The sequence below is a fragment of the Formosa sp. Hel1_31_208 genome, assembly GCF_900104785.1.
Taxonomy (GTDB): domain Bacteria; phylum Bacteroidota; class Bacteroidia; order Flavobacteriales; family Flavobacteriaceae; genus Psychroserpens.
The window spans coordinates 2,135,797-2,154,985 of the sequence record NZ_LT629733.1; the positions used below are offsets into that span (position 1 = coordinate 2,135,797).

General features: G+C 36.1%; 14 protein-coding genes. 10 read left to right on the forward strand and 4 right to left on the reverse strand.

Annotation, left to right across the window (positions count from 1 at the left end):
- Positions 1–173: 173 nt before the first annotated feature.
- From BLT57_RS09630 to BLT57_RS09670, 9 genes are all read left to right on the forward strand, one after another.
- Positions 174–1,685 carry a tyrosinase family protein gene (locus tag BLT57_RS09630; protein ID WP_091425260.1) on the forward strand — a complete coding sequence of 504 codons (1,512 nt, stop codon included), beginning with the start codon at positions 174–176 and terminating at the stop codon, positions 1,683–1,685.
- A 93-nt stretch (positions 1,686–1,778) separates the two neighbouring features.
- Entirely contained in the window at positions 1,779–3,386 is a 1,608-nt protein-coding gene (locus BLT57_RS09635; RefSeq protein ID WP_091425261.1) for a hypothetical protein, read from the forward strand.
- 10 nt (positions 3,387–3,396) lie between these two features.
- The gene (locus BLT57_RS09640) at positions 3,397–3,828 is read left to right on the forward strand and encodes a hypothetical protein (RefSeq protein WP_091425262.1); all 432 of its coding nucleotides are present in this window, start codon (positions 3,397–3,399) and stop codon (positions 3,826–3,828) included.
- 263 nt (positions 3,829–4,091) lie between these two features.
- On the forward strand, positions 4,092–5,225 hold the full coding sequence (locus tag BLT57_RS09645; protein ID WP_369825358.1) for a fatty acid desaturase: 1,134 nt from the start codon (positions 4,092–4,094) through the stop codon (positions 5,223–5,225).
- A 57-nt stretch (positions 5,226–5,282) separates the two neighbouring features.
- Positions 5,283–5,501, forward strand: coding sequence for a cold-shock protein (locus tag BLT57_RS09650; RefSeq protein ID WP_369825359.1), 219 nt, complete (start codon positions 5,283–5,285; stop codon positions 5,499–5,501).
- A gap of 213 nt (positions 5,502–5,714) precedes the next feature.
- Positions 5,715–6,770 (forward strand): NAD(P)-dependent alcohol dehydrogenase, encoded by a 1,056-nt coding sequence (locus BLT57_RS09655; protein WP_091425263.1) that lies wholly within the window; start codon positions 5,715–5,717, stop codon positions 6,768–6,770.
- An 84-nt stretch (positions 6,771–6,854) separates the two neighbouring features.
- Positions 6,855–7,961 carry a nickel-binding protein gene (locus BLT57_RS09660; protein ID WP_091425264.1) on the forward strand — a complete coding sequence of 369 codons (1,107 nt, stop codon included), beginning with the start codon at positions 6,855–6,857 and terminating at the stop codon, positions 7,959–7,961.
- Between the two features lie 81 nt (positions 7,962–8,042).
- The gene (locus tag BLT57_RS09665) at positions 8,043–8,660 is read left to right on the forward strand and encodes a hypothetical protein (RefSeq protein WP_091425265.1); all 618 of its coding nucleotides are present in this window, start codon (positions 8,043–8,045) and stop codon (positions 8,658–8,660) included.
- Between the two features lie 29 nt (positions 8,661–8,689).
- Entirely contained in the window at positions 8,690–9,079 is a 390-nt protein-coding gene (locus BLT57_RS09670; RefSeq protein WP_091425266.1) for a hypothetical protein, read from the forward strand.
- A gap of 133 nt (positions 9,080–9,212) precedes the next feature.
- Here BLT57_RS09670 and BLT57_RS09675 read toward each other — a convergent pair whose 3' ends face one another.
- Positions 9,213–12,467, reverse strand: a complete 3,255-nt coding sequence (locus tag BLT57_RS09675; RefSeq protein ID WP_231928677.1) for a glycosyl hydrolase — start codon at positions 12,465–12,467, stop codon at positions 9,213–9,215.
- Between the two features lie 894 nt (positions 12,468–13,361).
- Between BLT57_RS09675 and BLT57_RS09680 the strand changes: the two genes are divergently transcribed.
- Entirely contained in the window at positions 13,362–15,542 is a 2,181-nt protein-coding gene (locus tag BLT57_RS09680) for an amino acid permease (RefSeq protein ID WP_091425269.1), read from the forward strand.
- Between the two features lie 176 nt (positions 15,543–15,718).
- On the opposite strand, the gene BLT57_RS09685 is transcribed toward BLT57_RS09680, so the two are convergent.
- The 3 genes from BLT57_RS09685 to BLT57_RS09695 all read right to left on the reverse strand — a co-directional run bounded on the left by BLT57_RS09685 (position 15,719) and on the right by BLT57_RS09695 (position 19,131).
- Positions 15,719–16,168, reverse strand: a complete 450-nt coding sequence (locus BLT57_RS09685) for a KTSC domain-containing protein (RefSeq protein WP_091425271.1) — start codon at positions 16,166–16,168, stop codon at positions 15,719–15,721.
- 300 nt (positions 16,169–16,468) lie between these two features.
- Entirely contained in the window at positions 16,469–17,785 is a 1,317-nt protein-coding gene (locus tag BLT57_RS09690) for a DEAD/DEAH box helicase (protein WP_091425273.1), read from the reverse strand.
- 5 nt (positions 17,786–17,790) lie between these two features.
- Positions 17,791–19,131: a DEAD/DEAH box helicase gene (locus tag BLT57_RS09695; RefSeq protein WP_091425275.1), complete on the reverse strand. Its 1,341-nt coding sequence runs from the start codon at positions 19,129–19,131 to the stop codon at positions 17,791–17,793.
- Positions 19,132–19,189 lie beyond the last annotated feature (58 nt).

Below are 19,189 nucleotides of genomic sequence, written 5' to 3' on the forward strand. Positions count from 1 at the left end.
ATGATATAAAAAAATATAAAATTGACTGATATTTGAGTTTTAATAAAACAATAAAATACTATTACCCAATTTCAAAAGCAGGTATTTTCACGCTTAAAGAAATGAAGATATGTATTTACATTTGAGTTCAACACAACGTATATAATCAAGAACTTTAAATTTTTAAATACATTATGAGCACTTCAAACACAGAACCAACTTGGTATGGTGGCATTAGAGACTTATTTACACCAACCGACATTGCCCATATGGCACCACATGGTATTCACTTAAACGATTATGATGCTGTAAAAAATCACGCTCCTGATATTTATGGTCAAGTAGCATCAAAGAATATGCCTCCTGGAAACCCTTGGAATGATCAACAAGCCAATTTATTCTTAGAGTGGATGAAAAGTGATTATCCTAAAGGCACTCCTCCTAAAACAGCACCTTTATCTATGTTGAAGCGCCAAGAGACTCAGGCATCACGTATTAGAAAAGATGTAAATAGCTTAACAATTACTGAAGTAAGCAAGCTTAAGAAAGCGTTTTCAGGACTCATGGCTTTAGACATGGACAATCCTAATAGTTATTTTAAGCTGGCCGGATATCACGGTTTACCGGAAGCCTATTGTATGCATCACATTCCGCCATATAATCCTTGGCATCGTGCTTATCTCGTCGCATTTGAAAATGCATTACGAAAGGTTGATGGCTGCGAAGATGTGACTTTACCATACTGGGATATTTATTCTGATTTTCCAGATATTTTGAACGAAGCGCCTTTTGATAGTTATACATTACCAAAAAAATTGAGTGCATCTTATCCTGAAGGCTATCAAACATCGCGCAATACTCTTGATGTCATTAATGAAAAATTAAAGCAATACAGTGTCATTGAAGATTTCAAACGCGCACTATCTCAAACTGATTGGGAAGATTATCATGGTGGAAGAGCATTTGATAATGCTACAAATGATACGTCTATAAGTGCACATGATGGTGGACATGGTTCTATCGGTCCGACCATGGGAAATCAAGAAGTTGCAGCTTTTGATCCTATTTTCTGGTTCTATCATTGTAATATAGATCGCATGTTATGGGAATGGCAAAATAAAATGCATGCCACTGATACGAACGGTTTACTATCAACCATCACATCAGTATCGAGTAGAAACTATTTTACGGTTTCAGCACTGGAACGATTAGCACCATTTACAGAGGCAGCACCCTTTTTAAATACCACTACAATCATTGACTCTGTTCAGAATCTCGATGTAGATTATGCTGATCCTCTTGATGATAAAACCAAAAAACTCGCTATGACTGCATTCGCTAAAAAACAACGAGGCTCAGTATCGGCATCAGAAAAATTTCACATCGATACCGATATGGTTAATGTCCGCGTTAAGGGTGTTAATCGTGTAAAAATACCAGGTAGTTTTAGTGTTCATTTGCTTAAAGATGGAAAGATTATCGCGTCTAAAGCATTCTTTCAACCTTCAGAAGTTGATAAATGTCCGAATTGTATTGATAATCCAATTGTACATTTTGACTTTAAACTGCCTCTAGAACAGGTGAAAACCGGAAAATTAGAAACTTGGATAGAACCTAATAACCATGAACCATTTGGTGATCGTTTTCCACATAAATTAATGGACAAACCTACTATTAATGTCCGTTTATTATTGCGCAACGAATAACAGACTATAGCAAGATTCGCAACTCTTTATTATCGCTTTTTTGTCGCGTTAGAGAATGGATTAAAAAACCAGTATAACTATAAAACTCAAACTATGATACGCATCGTCAAACCTATCAACATGCATTATAACTATAAAGCACTTAGCAGAGCTGCAGTCTTTTTTAGCTTAATTATTCTGAGCACCTCTTGTAAAGATGAGTCTAATGATTATGTCGCTATAGCACCTCCAGTAGTATTTACACCAAATTTACCTATAGATGTCGACCCTGTTTTACAGAAGGCATTAAAAGATATAGGAGATATATACCAACTTAATGAAGCATTTAACCTCTATAGTTGGCAAGCTCTTGTCGCCATTAATTGGCCCCAAAATAGTGAGGGACAACCGCAGCCAGAGTTTACAGATGAAGGTGATCCTGCTTGGATTAATTGGAAAGAGGCTTTTCAAGTCTATCGTGCTGATGGGAAAACACCAGCACCATGGGATAGCCCGCGAACAAATACCGGATTAGGTATTGATAATGCAGCGATAAGTGACAGCAGCGCTCGACTGGTATTATCAAATACATCGGCTACCAATATGTCTAATATCAATATTGCGAATGAAACCGAACAAGCTTTTGCTGGAGAGTTATTTGATCAAAATGGTAATGTTGTGGTTTATGAAGTATTAATGAATAAAGAAGAATTTGATTATGTGGTTGAGAACAAACTATATAATGTCAACGGACAATTAGAATTTGTTAAAACTAATCCCGTAGCAAATTTCCCTAAAGGCGACTATCAGAAGAATATTGTTGGTGCTACTGAAATCAAACTGGCATGGAAAATATTAGGAGAGAATGATATCAAAGAGCGCTATTTTGTTGATGAGGGCTATATAGTCACTGATTCTATCGAATCAGCGCAACCAGTTCCATTAGGATTAATTGGCATACATATTAGTCAGAAAACACCAACGGGTAAACAATGGGTTTGGTCTACTTTTGAGCATATTGACAACTTAGAGCAAAATACCACCGAACGCTTTGGAGAAAAAACAATTATTCACCCAACACTTACCGATCCCGAATGTGAAATTTGTCCGGTGAATATTGACGTCTCTAAAAACAATACCACTTATACGTTTAATACAGGTGAACACGGTGATTATTGGACCATTTCAGGAGATAAAACTGGAAAATATTATGCTGACGAACCTGTCATGAAAACCCAATCGAAGCGAATGGTAGATATTCCAGTTCGTGTGAAGACGATTAATGAACTCATGCGAGACTATTTCGTGCAAGAGGGAAGTGTATGGCAGTATTATCAATTAATTGATACGCAATATCCTCTCGATCAAGATGCTGCACCTGCGATGAGTACTGCGAGTGAGTATCATATTCCAGAGAGTGTGGTTAACAAACCAGGAGGGAATCCTAATCTTACATTTTTAACCAATATATCTATGGAGACTTTTTTCCAAAAGGGCAATCAAATTGCCGGACTTATGGAAAACTCGCAGTCTGATATGACCATTTTTGGTACCGAAAGTTGTATGGGTTGTCATTCTAGTGCTTATTTATATACCTCTTATGATGCCGAAAACAATTCGTTTGTTCCAGGCACTCAATTATCAGGTGACTTTAGCTGGTTGTTAAAAAGCGCAAAATGGGAGCAGGGTATTCCAAAACCAAGTGCTCAGGACAACCAATAATACAATAGTTATGGAAAATAAAACACAAACATCCTGTTGCTGTAGTGCACCACCAAAAGCTGTTCCTTCTAAAAAAGGGAACAAAAAGATGAGCGCTTTAAACATTTGCACGGGTGTTTTGTTTTTTTTATTTCCTAAGTGTCCTGTATGTTGGGCAGCCTATGCCTCATTGTTAAGCTTTTTCGGATTGGAGCAGGTGGGTTATTCATCCAGTTGGAAATATATTATTCTTGCTGTCTTTTTACTCGGCAGCTTTTTTTTACTGCGGAAACATTATTTAAATAAATCTTGGCCTAATATGATTTTATATGCTGCTGGGATGCTGCTATTATTGACTAGTTACTCCTTAAATCTCGATCAAACTTGGTGGTTATATGTGGTAGCTTTAATGATTGTACTTAGTAATTTCTCATTAGGAAAGGCTCAAAAACTGATAGGCTAAATAAGATGTAAGATATTGATTATCATATATTTAACATATTTTATTAGTATGCAATGTTATTTTAACCTACATTTGCACTGTTAATTATTTAGACAGCTTTTCTTTTTTTTATTTCTTACCATCTTAATTAATCTCATCGCTTTCTTCATTTTTTTAATAGACGTCCTGCAGTCAAAGTAGACTGTTGCGTCACAAAACTTCAATACAAAAGTATAAGGTTTGGCCTGAAGCTAGACTTTGAGTAAGAGATACGATACTTGGTTTTGAAGCAGTCCAAATCAATAAAAAATAAAAGCATCGATAATCCAAAATTTTCAAGAGACATAAATTCAGACTTTTCAAAAACTTTAAGAAGTCGCGTAAACACCTATTTTAAAACCCATAATACAAGTAGAAATGCCAATAGCACCATGGTGGTTAAAACCATTATTATGGTATCTCTATTTTTCATTCCTTTATTAATTCTATCCTCGGGTATTGTTAATTCTGTTTGGTTACTTTTTTCATTGTATATCTTAAGCGGATTAGGCATGTCAGGAATTGGAATGGGAGTAATGCATGACGCGATTCATGGATCGTACTCAAAACACAAAAACATCAACACGTTTTTAGGATACACCTTTAATCTCATTGGTGCTAATGCTACCGTTTGGAAGATTCAGCACAATGTACTACACCATACTTATACTAATATAGATCATGCTGATGACGATTTAAATGCACCATTCTTTTTACGATTTTCTCCACATGCAAAACATTATTGGCTGCACCAATTCCAACATATTTATATTTGGTTCTTCTATGGGATTTCGACCTTATCTTGGATTACCACTAAAGATTTTGTTCGTGTCAAACGCTATAAAAACATGGGGTTTTTAGACAAAAAAAACGAATATAGAAATGCACTCATAAGTATGACAGCATGGAAACTATTTTATTTTTCCTATGCACTTATACTACCAATGATAATGGTACCATTTTCTTGGTGGGTTGTCTTATTGGCGTTTTTAAGTATGCATTTTGTTACCGGACTTCTGGTAAGTATCATTTTTCAGATAGCTCATATTATGCCAGTTAACACGTTTCCATTGCCTGATGCTCAAGGACAAATGAACAATAATTGGTATGGCCATCAATTTGAAACGACCACTAATTTTTCACCTAATAGTAAATTGTTATTTTGGTTCATAGGAGGATTGAACTATCAGGTTGAGCATCATGTACTACCAGATGTGTGTCACGTACATTATAAAAAACTAACAAAAATTGTGTCAGACACAGCACAAGAATATGGGATGCCCTACCATGTTAAAAAATCACTATATCATGCTATTAAAGATCACACAAAAATGTTGCGATCTTTAGGAAAAAAAGACAATCTAAGTATGGCGGCATGACCATTAAGATAACACACAAACACAAACATTATGATTAAGCAATTTATAAATAAATTAATGAACACAAATAAAGTAAACAACATGAAAGAAGGTACTGTAAAATTTTTCAATAACTCCAAAGGATTTGGTTTTATTAACATTAAAGATACTGAAGAAGATGTCTTTGTACATTCAACAAATCTTATTGATGAGATTAGAGAAAACGATCAAGTTACATTTGACGTAGAGAAAGGTGAGAAAGGCTTGAGCGCGACTAACGTCCGTTTGATGTCATAGACACAACAAACCCTATAAATCATAAAAAAACCATCTGTATTGATGGTTTTTTTGTGCTCATATGTATTCTGTTTATAATCAAAGTAAAAAGTAGCTCGAGTTTTATAGTATGTTTTCGTATTTTTATAAAACGAAGAAAAACGGTCATGTAGATCACAACAACATCAAATGACTTTTTGTTGGTAATTATACGAATCTTAAAATCTAAAAACAATGAATACAACACGTGTTAAAGCATACGGAACCGAATCGGCAGATGCTGATTTAAAACCATTAGATATTAATAGAAGAACAGTCACTGCAAAAGATGTGGAGATCGATATCCTATTTTGTGGTGTATGCCATTCCGATTTACATTTCGCACGCAATGACTGGGGAATGACGCAGTACCCTGTGGTGCCTGGTCATGAAATCGTTGGAAGGGTCACGAATGTTGGAAACGGTGTAAGCGCTTATAAAGTTGGCGATATCGTTGCTGTAGGCTGTTTAGTTGATTCGTGTAAATCTTGTAATAATTGTAAAAATGATTTAGAACAATACTGTCCGGAATGGGTAGGTACCTACGGTGGTTATGATAAGCATTTAGATACAACCACTCATGGAGGATACTCTGAAACCATAGTCGTTGACGAAGCTTTTGTTTTAAATGTACCTGAAAACTTAGATTTAGCGGGTATAGCTCCAGTGCTTTGTGCAGGTATTACGACTTGGTCACCATTGCGTCATTGGAATGTAGGTAAAGACAGTAAAGTGGCTGTCGTTGGTTTAGGCGGATTAGGACATATGGCAATTAAATTAGCTCATGCCTTAGGCGCTCATGTCACCTTATTCTCTAGATCTACCAATAAAATTCAGGATGCTAAAGATTTAGGTGCTGATCAGGTAATCATTTCTACAGACGAAGATCAAATGAATAGTGTAATGGGGCATTTTGATCTCATACTTGATACTGTTCCTTATGAGCATGATTTCAATCCGTATATTGGAACATTAAACACCAATGGCACCTTAGTAGTTTTAGGCTATTTAGGACCTTTAGATCCACCGTTGGTAACAGTACCAATGATTATGGGTCGTAAAAGTGTCGCCGGATCATTAATTGGCGGCATAGCTGAAACTCAAGAGCTATTAGATTTCTGCGGAAAACATAATATTACATCCGATGTTGAAGTCATCAATATGCAAGATATTAATACGGCTTACGAACGCATGCTAAAAAGCGATGTAAAATATCGTTTTGTCATTGATATGAAATCATTGAAAGCCTAATTGAAAGGCGTTATACGATAGCCTGTACAGTACCTTTTAGAGCTAAGGATTGTTTTTTTGTTTAACTTGTTGAAAAATAAGAAGATGGCTATATTCATGGATTTTCACGACTTGACAGATGGGATTACTGCAGCACATGTTGCAGAAATGCATCAGGCCGATTTAAATATTGAACATAAATATAATTGTAGCAGATTGACCTATTGGTGTGATGAGGAACGTAAAGCGGTATTCTGTCTTATTGATGCGCCTAATAAAGAAGCAGTTATTGCGTTGCATAAAAATGCTCATGGTGCCGTGCCTAGGCGAATTATTGAAGTAAATTCAACTATTGTAGAATCCTTTCTAGGACGTATAGAAGATCCCGAGAAATCCAATAATACAGAATTAAACATTATAAATGATCCAGCGTTTCGGGTTCTCATGGTGGTTGAAATTAGTAATTATTTAAACCGACTAGAGTCAGATCAACTCACCATTTTTACGCAAAAATTTCATAATAGTACCACTAAAATCATAAAGACCTATACAGGACGTATTGTTAAAAAGAATAATTACTCTTATTTAGTTTCGTTTCAGTCTGTTACTGACGCAGTCCTCTGCGCCAATGAGATACAATATAAATTCAAGTATGTCACGCCAAAATTTGATCCGAACATTCGACGTCTTAATATTGCCTTAAGTTCAGGAATTCCAGTCACCGATAAGCCTAATATATTTGAGGAGGCCATTACTTTAGCCACACGAATGTGCGAAATCTCAAAGGAATCTTTCGTAATCACTTCAGAAGTTAATGCCTTGTACGAAAGTGAAAACAGAAATGCGTCTATAGACAAAGACATCATTCATGTATTGCCTCTAAAAGATGAAAAATTCCTAACCCAATTAATGGATTTCATTGAACACATCTGGAATAAACCGGATTTCAATATGTCGCAATTCAGCACATCATTAGGCTATAGCAAATCCCAGTTATATCGAAAAATTATGGCATTGACAGGGCAGTCTCCTAATCGGTTTTTACGAGAATTTAGACTGCATAAAGCCCTTCAGTTACTGCATAGTCAGCATGGCAATATTTCCGAAATTGCCTTTGAATCTGGCTTTAATAGTGCCGCTTATTTCTCTAGTTGTTTTCTTAATAAATACGGAATTCTCCCTTCTCGATATCTTCAGCAACATATAAACTAAGATAATTACAAATCAGATGTGACTTTTATCATATTATGCCTTAAAGATTATCGATATCTTTAGTAGACTAAATGCTAACAGATGAAAACCTTGATGCCACTGCGCAAATCGTCAGTACGAATGAACCTATTTGTGCTATTACTCTTTGGATGTTTCTTCGGAAATGCTCAAGTTGAAGAGACTGAACGTACCAATCCTAACAAACCCGAAACCGAATTACCGCCAGACATCCATTGGGATGTGAAGGCGTACCGACCAGAGGCAGAGCTTTTAAAAATTAAGGCTATCGCTAAAGACGGTACCATTTATGACGTGAAAGCCATTCAAAATTCTGATGACATCAGTGTTCTTAATGTGAAGGTAATTGTGAACGGCAAGCGACTACCTGTCAAACTTATTGTTAAAGGAGACGACCGCTATTATCCGCTAAAATGCATTAACAGTGATGGGACCTTAATAGATATTAAAGCCATCACCAAAGAAGGTGATATTTTAGATGTGAAAGGCGTGAGTAAATCTGGAAATATTATACATATTAGAGCCATTACCAAAAACGATGTCTCGTATAATATTATAGCAATCTCTCCAGATGGTAAGGTTAATGATGTTAAAGGCATTAAAATGCTGGATACAGAAGTAGAAGCGATAATTAATGGCGTATCCATTTTTTCGCATGTGAAAGCGTTACGGCAAAATTGAGATAATTTATGTGATTTAAACGCAAACTAATGAAAGCTAGTCATAAATTAATTCATTGGACACCAAGAATCATTTGTATTCTGGCCATACTATTTGTCAGTATTTTTGCACTCGATGCTTTTAACCCTGAAAAAACAACCTGGCAGCAGATTGGTGATTTTTTCATCCATCTCATTCCGTCTTATGTTTTAACCATTCTTCTTATTATTGCGTGGAAACGGGAGTTTATTGGTGGAATCATATTTATAGTCATTGGGATTGGATGTAGTCCATTTATTTTTATCCATAATTACAACATGAATCAATCTGTTTGGATGAGTCTTTTGATTATTCTTATGATTACAGTGCCATTTATCATCGCAGGAATTCTTTTCATTGTGAGCTATAAAATGAAGAAAAGAAATTTGAATGCACCGTAAGACTATTCAAATAGGATCATCCTGTAGATGATAGCATTAGGATACACCGTAAATAGCGTGAATGTCATAATACATCAGATATAACCCTATTTAAAAACTGTATAGTCTTAGATGTTTGTAAAATGGTATTTAATTAATCATCAATATATGGTGCGCCAGAAGTTTTTAACAAGGCTTCTAATTTATCCATAGCATCCTCAATTGCTTTCAACTCATTTTCAGCTTTATTAAGCATACTATTAATAATCTGCATTTGCGTTTTGTTAGTCTCGGTTGGTCCATAGGTAGAGCGCTCTAAACTTAAATAAATCGTAAACATCTTATCGCTAACAGATGGTGGATTCTTTTCACCAATTTCTAATTTGGCCTGATTGCCATAATAATCGGATTTTAAAGTATTGATTTGATCTCTTATCTTATTTAATTGCTTTAAACCAGTTTCTGTATTAGCGGTACTGCTCATCAATGCTTTGTGAAATGCTACGGTCTTTTTCTCAGCTTTTATTATAGACCTATCAATTTCAAATGATTTGCGTGATACGGTCTCAAAACTGCGCCAAAAAGCTGATGCAACTTCTGGAGAAGACCCTTCAAGTGTATTTTTGTAAAGTGGTTTTACATTAAATGCTACTGGTGCATCCATTTGTTTTACAGCACCGTTATGAGACAAATACATCGCAACACTGTAAGTTCCTGGAGGCGCTAACAATCCTTTTGGTTCACCAAAATCTTCTGAAACTGTTGTTTCGTTTAATGCAATCGGGTTTGGACTCGGATATCGCAAATCCCAAGCCGTTCTATTAACTCCAGACTTAGGGTCTTTAAATATATTACGTATCACTTCACCGACTTGGTTTTTAATTACAAAAATCAGTTGAGGCTTTTGCTCTAATTTTTCGTCTTCTAAAGCTTGCCAACCTGAAAATGGAATATTCTGAGTTTTAATCTTTGCTTCTTTCTTTTTACGCTGTTCTTTTTTTAAGACTGGAACATCTTTAAGGTAATAGGTGAGTAGTGCTCCAAAATCAGGATTAGGAGCTACAAAATGCGAATCACCTTGACTTCCCTTATTCGGTTCAAAACTTAGTTGAGAGCGCTGTATATACCACCATGCATCACGTACCGGAAATAACTTCGCTTCTGCATTTAAATCGTTTTGAGAAGCTTCTCTTAAGGCAGAATAGTCATCGAGTATATAAAACCCACGACCAAAAGACGCAGCCACCATATCATTTTCACGTTTTTGTATGGCTAAATCTCTAAACGAAATCGTTGGCACATTTCCTTTTAATGCTGTCCATTGTTTTCCACCATTAACTGAAAAGAATAAACCAAATTCAGTCCCTATAAATAAGAGGTTTGGTGCCACATGATCTTGGACTAGTCGCCACACCAAATGACGCTCTGGAATGGATGCAGTTAAAGATTCCCAAGATTTCCCTTTATCAGTACTCTTGTATAGATAAGGTTTAAAATCACCATATTTATGATTATCTAAAGCTACATAAACCGTATTGGCATCATGTAAATCTGCTTTAATATCATTCACAAATGCTGTTGAGGGCACACCAGGCAATTGATTTACTTTTATTTGTCTCCAATTAGCACCACCATCCTCGGTAATATTAATTAATCCATCATCAGTACCTGCATAAAGTAAACCTTGTTTTTTTGGTGATTCTGACAATGACGTTATGGTATTATAATTAGACATGGCATATACATCCCAAGCATTGTCCCAAGACTGTTGTTTGCCCATTATAGGTAAAGTAATACGCTCTTCGTTTTTGGTTAAATCTTTAGAAATTGCCGTCCATGAATCACCTCGGTTTTCAGATTTCCAAACCCGTTGTGACGCAAAGTAAATAGTGGATGGTTTGTGCGGACTAACTAATATTGGTGCATCCCAATTATACCGTTGTATGGCATCACCTTCATCTGGTTGTGGTTGTATATCTATAGCCTCGCCAGTTTTCATATCTAATCGTGACAATGTACCTTCTTGACGTTCTGCATAAACAATATTTGGGTTTCCTGGTTCGGTAGCCGGTTGGTGACCATCCCAATTAAGAACCACGCTCCAATCACTATTCTGTATCCCATGAAGATTGTCTGTACGTGATGGTCCTCTTTCAGTACTATTGTCTTGTGTGCCACCATAAATATTGTAAAAAGGAGCTGCGTCATCTACAGCTAATTTATAAAACTGTGTCACAGGTAAATTCTCAATATATTTCCATGATTTAGTTAGATCGAAAGATTCATATAATCCACCATCGGTTCCGACGAGCAAATAATTAGGATCGTGTTTTCTGAAAGCTATTGCATGATTATCGCCATGCTTATTTTTATTATTCATTCTATAAAAAGTCTTTCCACCATCTTCAGAAATTTGCATGGTATTATCCATAAGATATAAGCGATCTTTGTGGTGTGGTGACGCATATAATTCTTGATAATAATGCGGTCCAGTACCACCAGAAATAGTATTCGATTGTTTAGACCAAGAACTTCCACCGTCATTAGAACGGTACACAGCACCTTGTCTGCGATCCAACTCAATAGCAGCATACAATACCTCTGGATTATGTGGTGAAATCGCTAAGCCTGTTTTGCCCATTGCCGTTTTAGGTAAACCATAGGTTAGTTTTTCCCAAGTCTCACCGCCATCATCACTACGATGTAAAGCAGTACCAGGACCATTACCTATATAAGCGGCCACCGTTCTATGACGTTGCCAAGTCGCGGCATACATTCGATCTGGATTTGTTGGGTCGTACACTAACTCTGTTACACCTGTCCACGCATCATCACCCAGTGTTTTTTTCCATGTTTTACCGCCATCTGTTGTTTTGTATAAACCACGCTGTCCACCTTTATTCCATAGTGGTCCTTGAGCAGCTACCCATACAACACTGCTATTTTCTGGGTGCACAATAACACGAGAAATATGTTGTGTGTTTTTAAGACCCATATTGGTCCAAGATTGTCCTCCATTATCACTTCGATAAACGCCATCACCAAATCCAACATGACGTCCTCCAACATCTTCACCTGTACCAACCCAAATGGTTTCTGGTTGGTTGGGATCTATAGAAACTGTGCCAATAGAGTAGGAGCTTTCCTTATCGAATATAGGTGTCCATGTCGTACCAGAATTTATAGTTTTCCACACACCACCAGAGCCAACTGCAACATACCATATGTTTTCGTTATTTGGATGAATAACAATATCAGCGATACGTCCGCTCATAAAAGCAGGACCGATACTTCGCAGCTCAAGACTATTAAATGGATTTTCATCTGCGTCTTTCTCTTGACCCGAAATTGTAAAAGTTATAGAAAGGGATAGCATGAATGTGCAAAAAATACGGAAAAGACTCTTCATTATTAGAATTGAATTGGTTAGAGTATAAAGTTAACCAAATTCTGATAAATTGCTAAATAGTCTCAGTTTAGCAAAATTTTAGATATAAGATATTTTGAGGTTGTTATGAAATAAAAACAAAGACGTATATGATTTAAGGTTGATACACGGCGTAGAGGGGTTGTCAATATACTTCTACAATTTCTATTTTACATAATATAAATTATAGTACAAATGTATCAATGTGAGTAAAATAGCGAATAGAACTTTTGAGTTCTATTTTACATAGTTGCAGATATGACGCCTTTAGGTTCATATCGATAGTAATTATGTAACAGCTATTTTATGTGATGATGTTTGTTAACATTCGTAAGCTATAATACTATACTATGTAAAATACCCCAGAAACATTTGTCTTCTAAAGAAACTACAGAACTTTGGGCAATTAAACTATTAAGCGGTTTGCTTCGCAGCGTTGTTTGCATTTACTCACGCATTTCTATTTTAAATTTTTGAGTTCGTGAATACTTTGTATTTCTCAGCGATTAGCATTTAGGAAATTAAAATGTAACTATAATTTGACGTTATGTAAAATTACTCACAACTTTAATATTTGAGAAAGTTGTGTTCGTGAATGTGATGAATAAAATAGTACTATTCATTTAAAACTTGAAATGTCACATTTGCCGCTGCCAACGCTTTCCCGAAAGCTTTCGGGATTAAAGCCACTTGCCAGCGTATTTAAAAAGCTAGCTTTTAACTGTTATTAAAATTATAGCATATTGGAGATTTTGTTAGTCATTTTTTTTTAAAACTATAATAGTTTTAATTCCAATACCGTCAGTTATTCTATTATAAAAAGAATAGCTATATTCACTTCCTCGTGTTTTCTTCAAAAAAAATAAAACCGCAGTAATGCCACAAAAAAGAAAATTTGGAACCTTCGCTGGTGTCTTTACACCTTCTATTTTAACCATTCTTGGGGTTATTATGTATATGCGTTTAGGTTGGGTTGTTGGTAATGCTGGCCTTATTGGTGCTATTGTTATCATCTTGATTGCCCATGTGATTTCAGTCTCTACAGGTTTAAGTGTGTCGTCTGTGGCTACAGATAAAAAAATTGGTGCTGGTGGTATTTATTATGTCCTCTCCAGAAGTATGGGTGTGCCTATTGGAGGCTCCATTGGTATTGCACTATTTGTTGGAACAGCTTTTTCTATCGCTTTGTATTTAATTGGTTTTGCCGAAAGCTTTAATGCCTATTTCGGCTTTGGAACCTCTATAAATGACTTACGACTCACGGGAACTATTGCCCTTTTTGCACTTACAGCTTTAGCGCTCATCAGTACTTCGGTAGCCCTTAAAACACAGTTTATTATCCTGGCAGCTATTGTGGTTTCACTGATATCCATATTTCTGGGCTCTAGAGAATTTGCCCCCACCACAGTCAACTTATTTACCGCTGAAAATGCGGTTCCTTTAGAAGTAGTATTCGCCGTATTTTTTCCTGCCGTTACAGGTTTTACGGCTGGAATTGCCATGAGTGGTGATTTAGAAGATCCCAAACGTTCTATTCCTCGTGGGACCTTATACGCAATTGGTGTTGGTCTTTTAGTCTATATCGTGCTGGCTGTTTTTATGGCCTATTCCATCGATTCTGAATCTCTTAAAACAGATTATAATATCTTAATGAAAATGGCCCTCTTTGCCCCTGCTGTTGTAGCAGGAATTTGGGGCGCCACATTATCATCGGCTTTAGGTGGTATTCTTGGCGGTCCTAGAATTTTACAAGCCATGTCTATTGATAAAGTCACACCCAAAATTTTTAGAAAAGGTAAAGGTGTAAATAATGAACCTGTGAATGCCTTATTTTTGGCTTTTATTATTGCTGAAATCGGGATTCTTATTGGGGAATTAGATATTATAGCACGTGTGGTGTCTATGTTTTATTTAACCGCTTATGGGTTTATAAATATTTTGTTTTTTCTTGAAAGCTGGGCAAACCCTGACTTTCAACCGACTTTTAAAGTCAAGCGATGGATTGGTTTAATTGGATTTGTGGCCTGTTTTGCGGTGATGTTTAAATTAGATACCATGGCTATGATCGCTGCTTTAGCGGTTATAAGTGCCATGTATTTTGGACTGCAACGAAAGGAAGTAAAATTACAGTCTAACGATGTATGGAAAAGTGTTTGGGAAAATGTAGTGAATAAAGGCCTTAAAAAAATTGATGCTCAAGTAGAAGAAAACTCCAATTGGAATCCTAATATCATTCTGTTTAGTGGTAAAAGTGATCACCAATCGTATTTATTAGAACTGTGCAAAACCGTTTCTGGTCGCACAGGTATTGTCACCAATTTCAAACTCATTTTAGATAAAGAAAATACCGAGCCTCCTCTTAAAAAAACGGATCAGGTGGTGAGGGATGACATATTTCAAGATCTTGGCATTTTCGCCAGACAAATAAAAGTGGATAATATTTACAGCGGGATTACTAATATAGCCTCAACTTTTGGGTTTTCTGGTGTTGAACCTAATACCATTATGATGGGCTGGCCTAAAGGGCTTGAGGACTCTGGCGAATACTCCAAAATGACGCAAACCTTGCTGCATTTAGATTATAATTTATTGTACTTAGATTTTGATAGAATGTCAAAATTCGGAAATCATAAAACAGTGGATTTATGGTGGCGAGAAACCGACAGTAAAAATGCAGAAATGATGCTCAATATAGCACGTTTCATTATTGCATCTCCAAAATGGAACAACCCAAATATTAGAGTGCTTTTTGTAAATAATAACAATGTCGATGTGTCTATTATTGAAAGTAAAATCTCAAAGCTTGTTGAAGATTTACGCGTCAATGTGGCTATTAAAATTATCAATAATGCAGTGGAACAAAAAACGTTTTATACTATCATCGAAGAAGAGTCAAAAACGACAGATTTAACCATTGTAGGCATACCCGATTACAACATTGAAAAACAAGCCGAATTTGTTCTAAAAACAAATAATTTATTCGAATCTATTGGGTCTACTCTTTTAGTTAAGGCAGCACATAATTTTAATGAGCTTGATTTAGATGTGCTTAAATAAGTATTAAAGTATTGTAGCCGTTGAACTTAGTGCACAGGGGAATCCGGATTATAGCAATTGCACCTAAATAGACTAATACCATTGAAAAAATACAGTAGAAACACCTCTTTTTCAATGCCATAACCAAACATAAGCACCTACATCAATTTTGTAAATAATAAGCTGGCTTATAGCTGCTATGCCTCTTCTAGCGCACGTTTAGACTTTCTGTAAGTATATTTAGGATAAATGGTTCGTTTCGCAAAACGATTGAGATTTCCGGCATTTATCATTTTGTGATATACCTGTTTGCTGACCCCAAAATATTCATAGGTAGAACCGTCTGTAAAGGTGATTTCTAACAATAAGCCTTTATGCTGGTAATCTGCGATAGTTCCATTTGTAATGGTTTCAGTATAAGCTTCAAGGTTTGCAGCTTTGGTTTCTGGTGCCATACTTACCAAGAAGTGATATCCATCTATAATACGACGACTCTGTATTTCGGCTTCTTCTTGTTTTGTGTCTCCGTCTTGAAACTTATCGGGATGCCATTCTTTGACAAGATTTCGATAGCTTTTTTTAAGTGCTTTAAGCTCGATGTCTTTGTCAACTCCGAATAATTTCTTGTACTCATTTATACGCTTCATAACTCGCCATTTTTAGAGGCGCGAAATTACTGCTTTTTAATGGATTTACTAACTGTATTTTCGGATAAAAAAAGCACATCAATTTTGATGTGCTTTTTTGAGTATAGGAGCAGGTTAAACTTGCTAAATCATCATTGCCAGCAATGAGGAAAGCCATTAGTTTTTTTCCAATCTTTCAATTTTTTTTTTTATAACCTTCTTCGTTACCTAATTTTAATTTTTCGGAAACCTTAATAGCGAATTTATAAGTATCAATTGTCTTATCTATTTGATTGGTTTAAGGTCGTTTTACTCATAGCATTAAAGTAAAGTCACTCTCACCTTTTTCTTTTTCAATCGTGTGTTATTGAGTAGTCCTACTAATTCATCTGCAATACTAGCTGGAACGGCCACAAACGCACAATCTTGCTTCAATTCAATCACACCTAATTGATCTTTAGTAATCTGACCTTGTTTAAAAAATAATCCAGCAATATCACCTTTAGAGATTTTATCTTTACGACCTCCAGAAATAAATAAGGTCGTCCAAAATTGCGGTTTCCAACCGCCACTATTCACAGGAATGGTTTCTACTTTTGATTTTTCTATAAACTCAGGGAAAATCTCTCTTTTTCCTTTGATTAGATATGCGGTGCCTTTAGAATTAACTCTAGCTGTTCGTCCGTTTCTGTGCGTATACTCTTGAAAAGCACTCGGTATTTCGTAGTGTATGATATATGACATCTCTGGAATATCAATACCTCTCGAGGCTAAATCACTCGCAATCAGCACTGAAGCACTTCCGTTTCTTAATTGAATCAAAGCGCGTTCGCGGTCTCTTTGCTCCATACCGCCATGAAAACAAGTATGAGTAATTTTCTTTTTATCCAAGAAGCGACTTAAATCTTCAATACTTTCTTTTTTGTTACAAAACACAATGCCAGGCTCATTTTCTAAAACATATAGAAGATCTACCAATGTGTTGTGTTTGTTTTCCGAAGGTGATAGCACCGTCTTCACCATCAGTTTTGAACTTGTTTGTTCTTTTAGAAAATTTAAAGTAACGGCCCTATCCATTTTTAAATATCCTGGAATCGAATTACCTTGAGTTGCAGAGGTTAATATGCGCTTCGATACATTTGGTAAATAAGACATAATATTTTTTAGCTCTCCTCCTGCACCAACTTCAATAGACAGGTCAAACTCATCAATCACCAATGTTTTAATGTGGTTTGTAGTAAAACGCTCTTGTTCAAAATGATCAGCCAATCGTCCTGGCGTGCCTATTAAAATGGCTGGTGTATGTTTGAGTTCTATTTTATCTTTGGAAATCGCGCGACCTCCATAAATGGCATTGGCTTTATAACCAGAACCCATATTACGAACAACGTGCTCAATTTGAATCGCCAATTCTCGAGAAGGGACAATAATTAGCGCTTGTACTTCTGCACATTCTGGATCTAATTCGTCTAGTATTGGTAGCAAAAAAGCTAAGGTCTTTCCGGTTCCTGTAGGAGAGAGCAGAATGGTATTAGCATTGTTTTTAATCACTTCCAAAGCTTCCTCTTGCATCGGGTTTAGGCTATAGATCTTTAATTTTTCAAGAATATCTTGTTGTGCTTTGATGATGTTAGCCATATCGTTTAATTGTTTTTTTTCTTTTTAGAATCTCCCGATTTTGGTGCTCCTAAAGGTGTTTGTGCTAAATAATTTGCCAATACTTTCTCTATCAATTCTTCTTTCGTTAAATGATGAAATACCGTTCTGACGTCTTGTCGCAAGTTTTCAGAAATAGTGCGATTGGGTTTGGTCTTAAATATTTTTTTCGCCCATAGCAAGGCTTTGTTTTCTTCTATGCTTTTCGTGTCGGCTTTTTTATAAACCTTAAACACAATACCCAATTCAGCTTCAAAATCGGCAATATCAACAACTTCTTCCTGCTGAAGTATGGTTAAGGCTAATCCCTTTGCTCCTGCTCGTGCTGTTCGACCACTTCTATGTACATAATTATCATATGTATCAGGTAAATGATAATTGATAACGTAGGCAATGTCTTTGATATCAAGACCCCGAGCTGCCAAATCTGTAGCCACTAAAATGTCAATATAACCTTCTCTAAATTGACCCATAATACGATCACGGATGCCTTGTGTCAAGCTCCCATGGATAGCTCCCGAAGAAAATTTGTTAATAGCTAAGTTCTTTGCCAATTTATTAACTGCTGCTTTTGTTTTACAAAAAATAATACCGCGTTGACCTTCCTTAGAATTTAAGAAATGGAGTAATACATCCAATTTTTCTATCGGTTCTACAACGACATATTGATGGTCTAAACCTTGATGTCCAACCGCAGCCATATCAACTTCAATCTGAACCACATGCTTAGACATATAGTTCTGTACCAATTGTTTTATAGGACCAGACATCGTAGCCGTAAATAACAAGGTTCTTCTTGTTTTTGGAATGTCTTTGATTATCGCATCGAGTCCTTCCTTTAAAGCACTTACCATTTCATCGGCTTCATCTAAAACGAAATACGAAATGGTTTTAATATTAATGGCGTTACGTTTGACTAGATCGGCCAATCGACCTGGAGTTGCCACGACAATATGCGTAGTGCTTTGTAAACGTTCTATTTGAGGTTTGATGGGAATTCCACCACAAACTGTAGCGATGGATATGGAAGGCATATGCGAAGCAAAAGACACTAAATTCGTGTAAATCTGTTGTCCGAGTTCTCTTGTAGGTGCTAATATAACCGCTTGTACATCAGTATTATCAACATCAATCAATTGTAGTAAAGGCAATCCGAATGCTGCTGTTTTCCCGGTCCCGGTCTTTGCCAGTGCGACCACATCTTCATTCTGATGTAATACTACAGGAATGGTTTTTTCTTGAATATCTGTTGGAACAGAAATTTGCAAATCAGCTAAACCTTGTTGTAGCTCTTCATTAATTCCTAAATCGGAAAAACGTGTGGACATAAAAATAATTTTTGCAAATGTAAGGATACTGTGGTTGGTAATGGAATAAATAGCTCCT

Coding starts and splice junctions, on each gene's coding strand:
- BLT57_RS09630 (WP_091425260.1), top strand. CDS start 174: ATGAGCACTTCAAACACAGAACCAACTTGGTATGGTGGCATTAGAGAC.
- BLT57_RS09635 (WP_091425261.1), top strand. CDS start 1,779: ATGATACGCATCGTCAAACCTATCAACATGCATTATAACTATAAAGCA.
- BLT57_RS09640 (WP_091425262.1), top strand. CDS start 3,397: ATGGAAAATAAAACACAAACATCCTGTTGCTGTAGTGCACCACCAAAA.
- BLT57_RS09650 (WP_369825359.1), top strand. CDS start 5,283: ATGAACACAAATAAAGTAAACAACATGAAAGAAGGTACTGTAAAATTT.
- BLT57_RS09655 (WP_091425263.1), top strand. CDS start 5,715: ATGAATACAACACGTGTTAAAGCATACGGAACCGAATCGGCAGATGCT.
- BLT57_RS09660 (WP_091425264.1), top strand. CDS start 6,855: ATGGCTATATTCATGGATTTTCACGACTTGACAGATGGGATTACTGCA.
- BLT57_RS09665 (WP_091425265.1), top strand. CDS start 8,043: ATGAAAACCTTGATGCCACTGCGCAAATCGTCAGTACGAATGAACCTA.
- BLT57_RS09670 (WP_091425266.1), top strand. CDS start 8,690: ATGAAAGCTAGTCATAAATTAATTCATTGGACACCAAGAATCATTTGT.
- BLT57_RS09675 (WP_231928677.1), bottom strand. CDS start 12,467: ATGAAGAGTCTTTTCCGTATTTTTTGCACATTCATGCTATCCCTTTCT.
- BLT57_RS09680 (WP_091425269.1), top strand. CDS start 13,362: ATGCCACAAAAAAGAAAATTTGGAACCTTCGCTGGTGTCTTTACACCT.
- BLT57_RS09685 (WP_091425271.1), bottom strand. CDS start 16,168: ATGAAGCGTATAAATGAGTACAAGAAATTATTCGGAGTTGACAAAGAC.
- BLT57_RS09690 (WP_091425273.1), bottom strand. CDS start 17,785: ATGGCTAACATCATCAAAGCACAACAAGATATTCTTGAAAAATTAAAG.
- BLT57_RS09695 (WP_091425275.1), bottom strand. CDS start 19,131: ATGTCCACACGTTTTTCCGATTTAGGAATTAATGAAGAGCTACAACAA.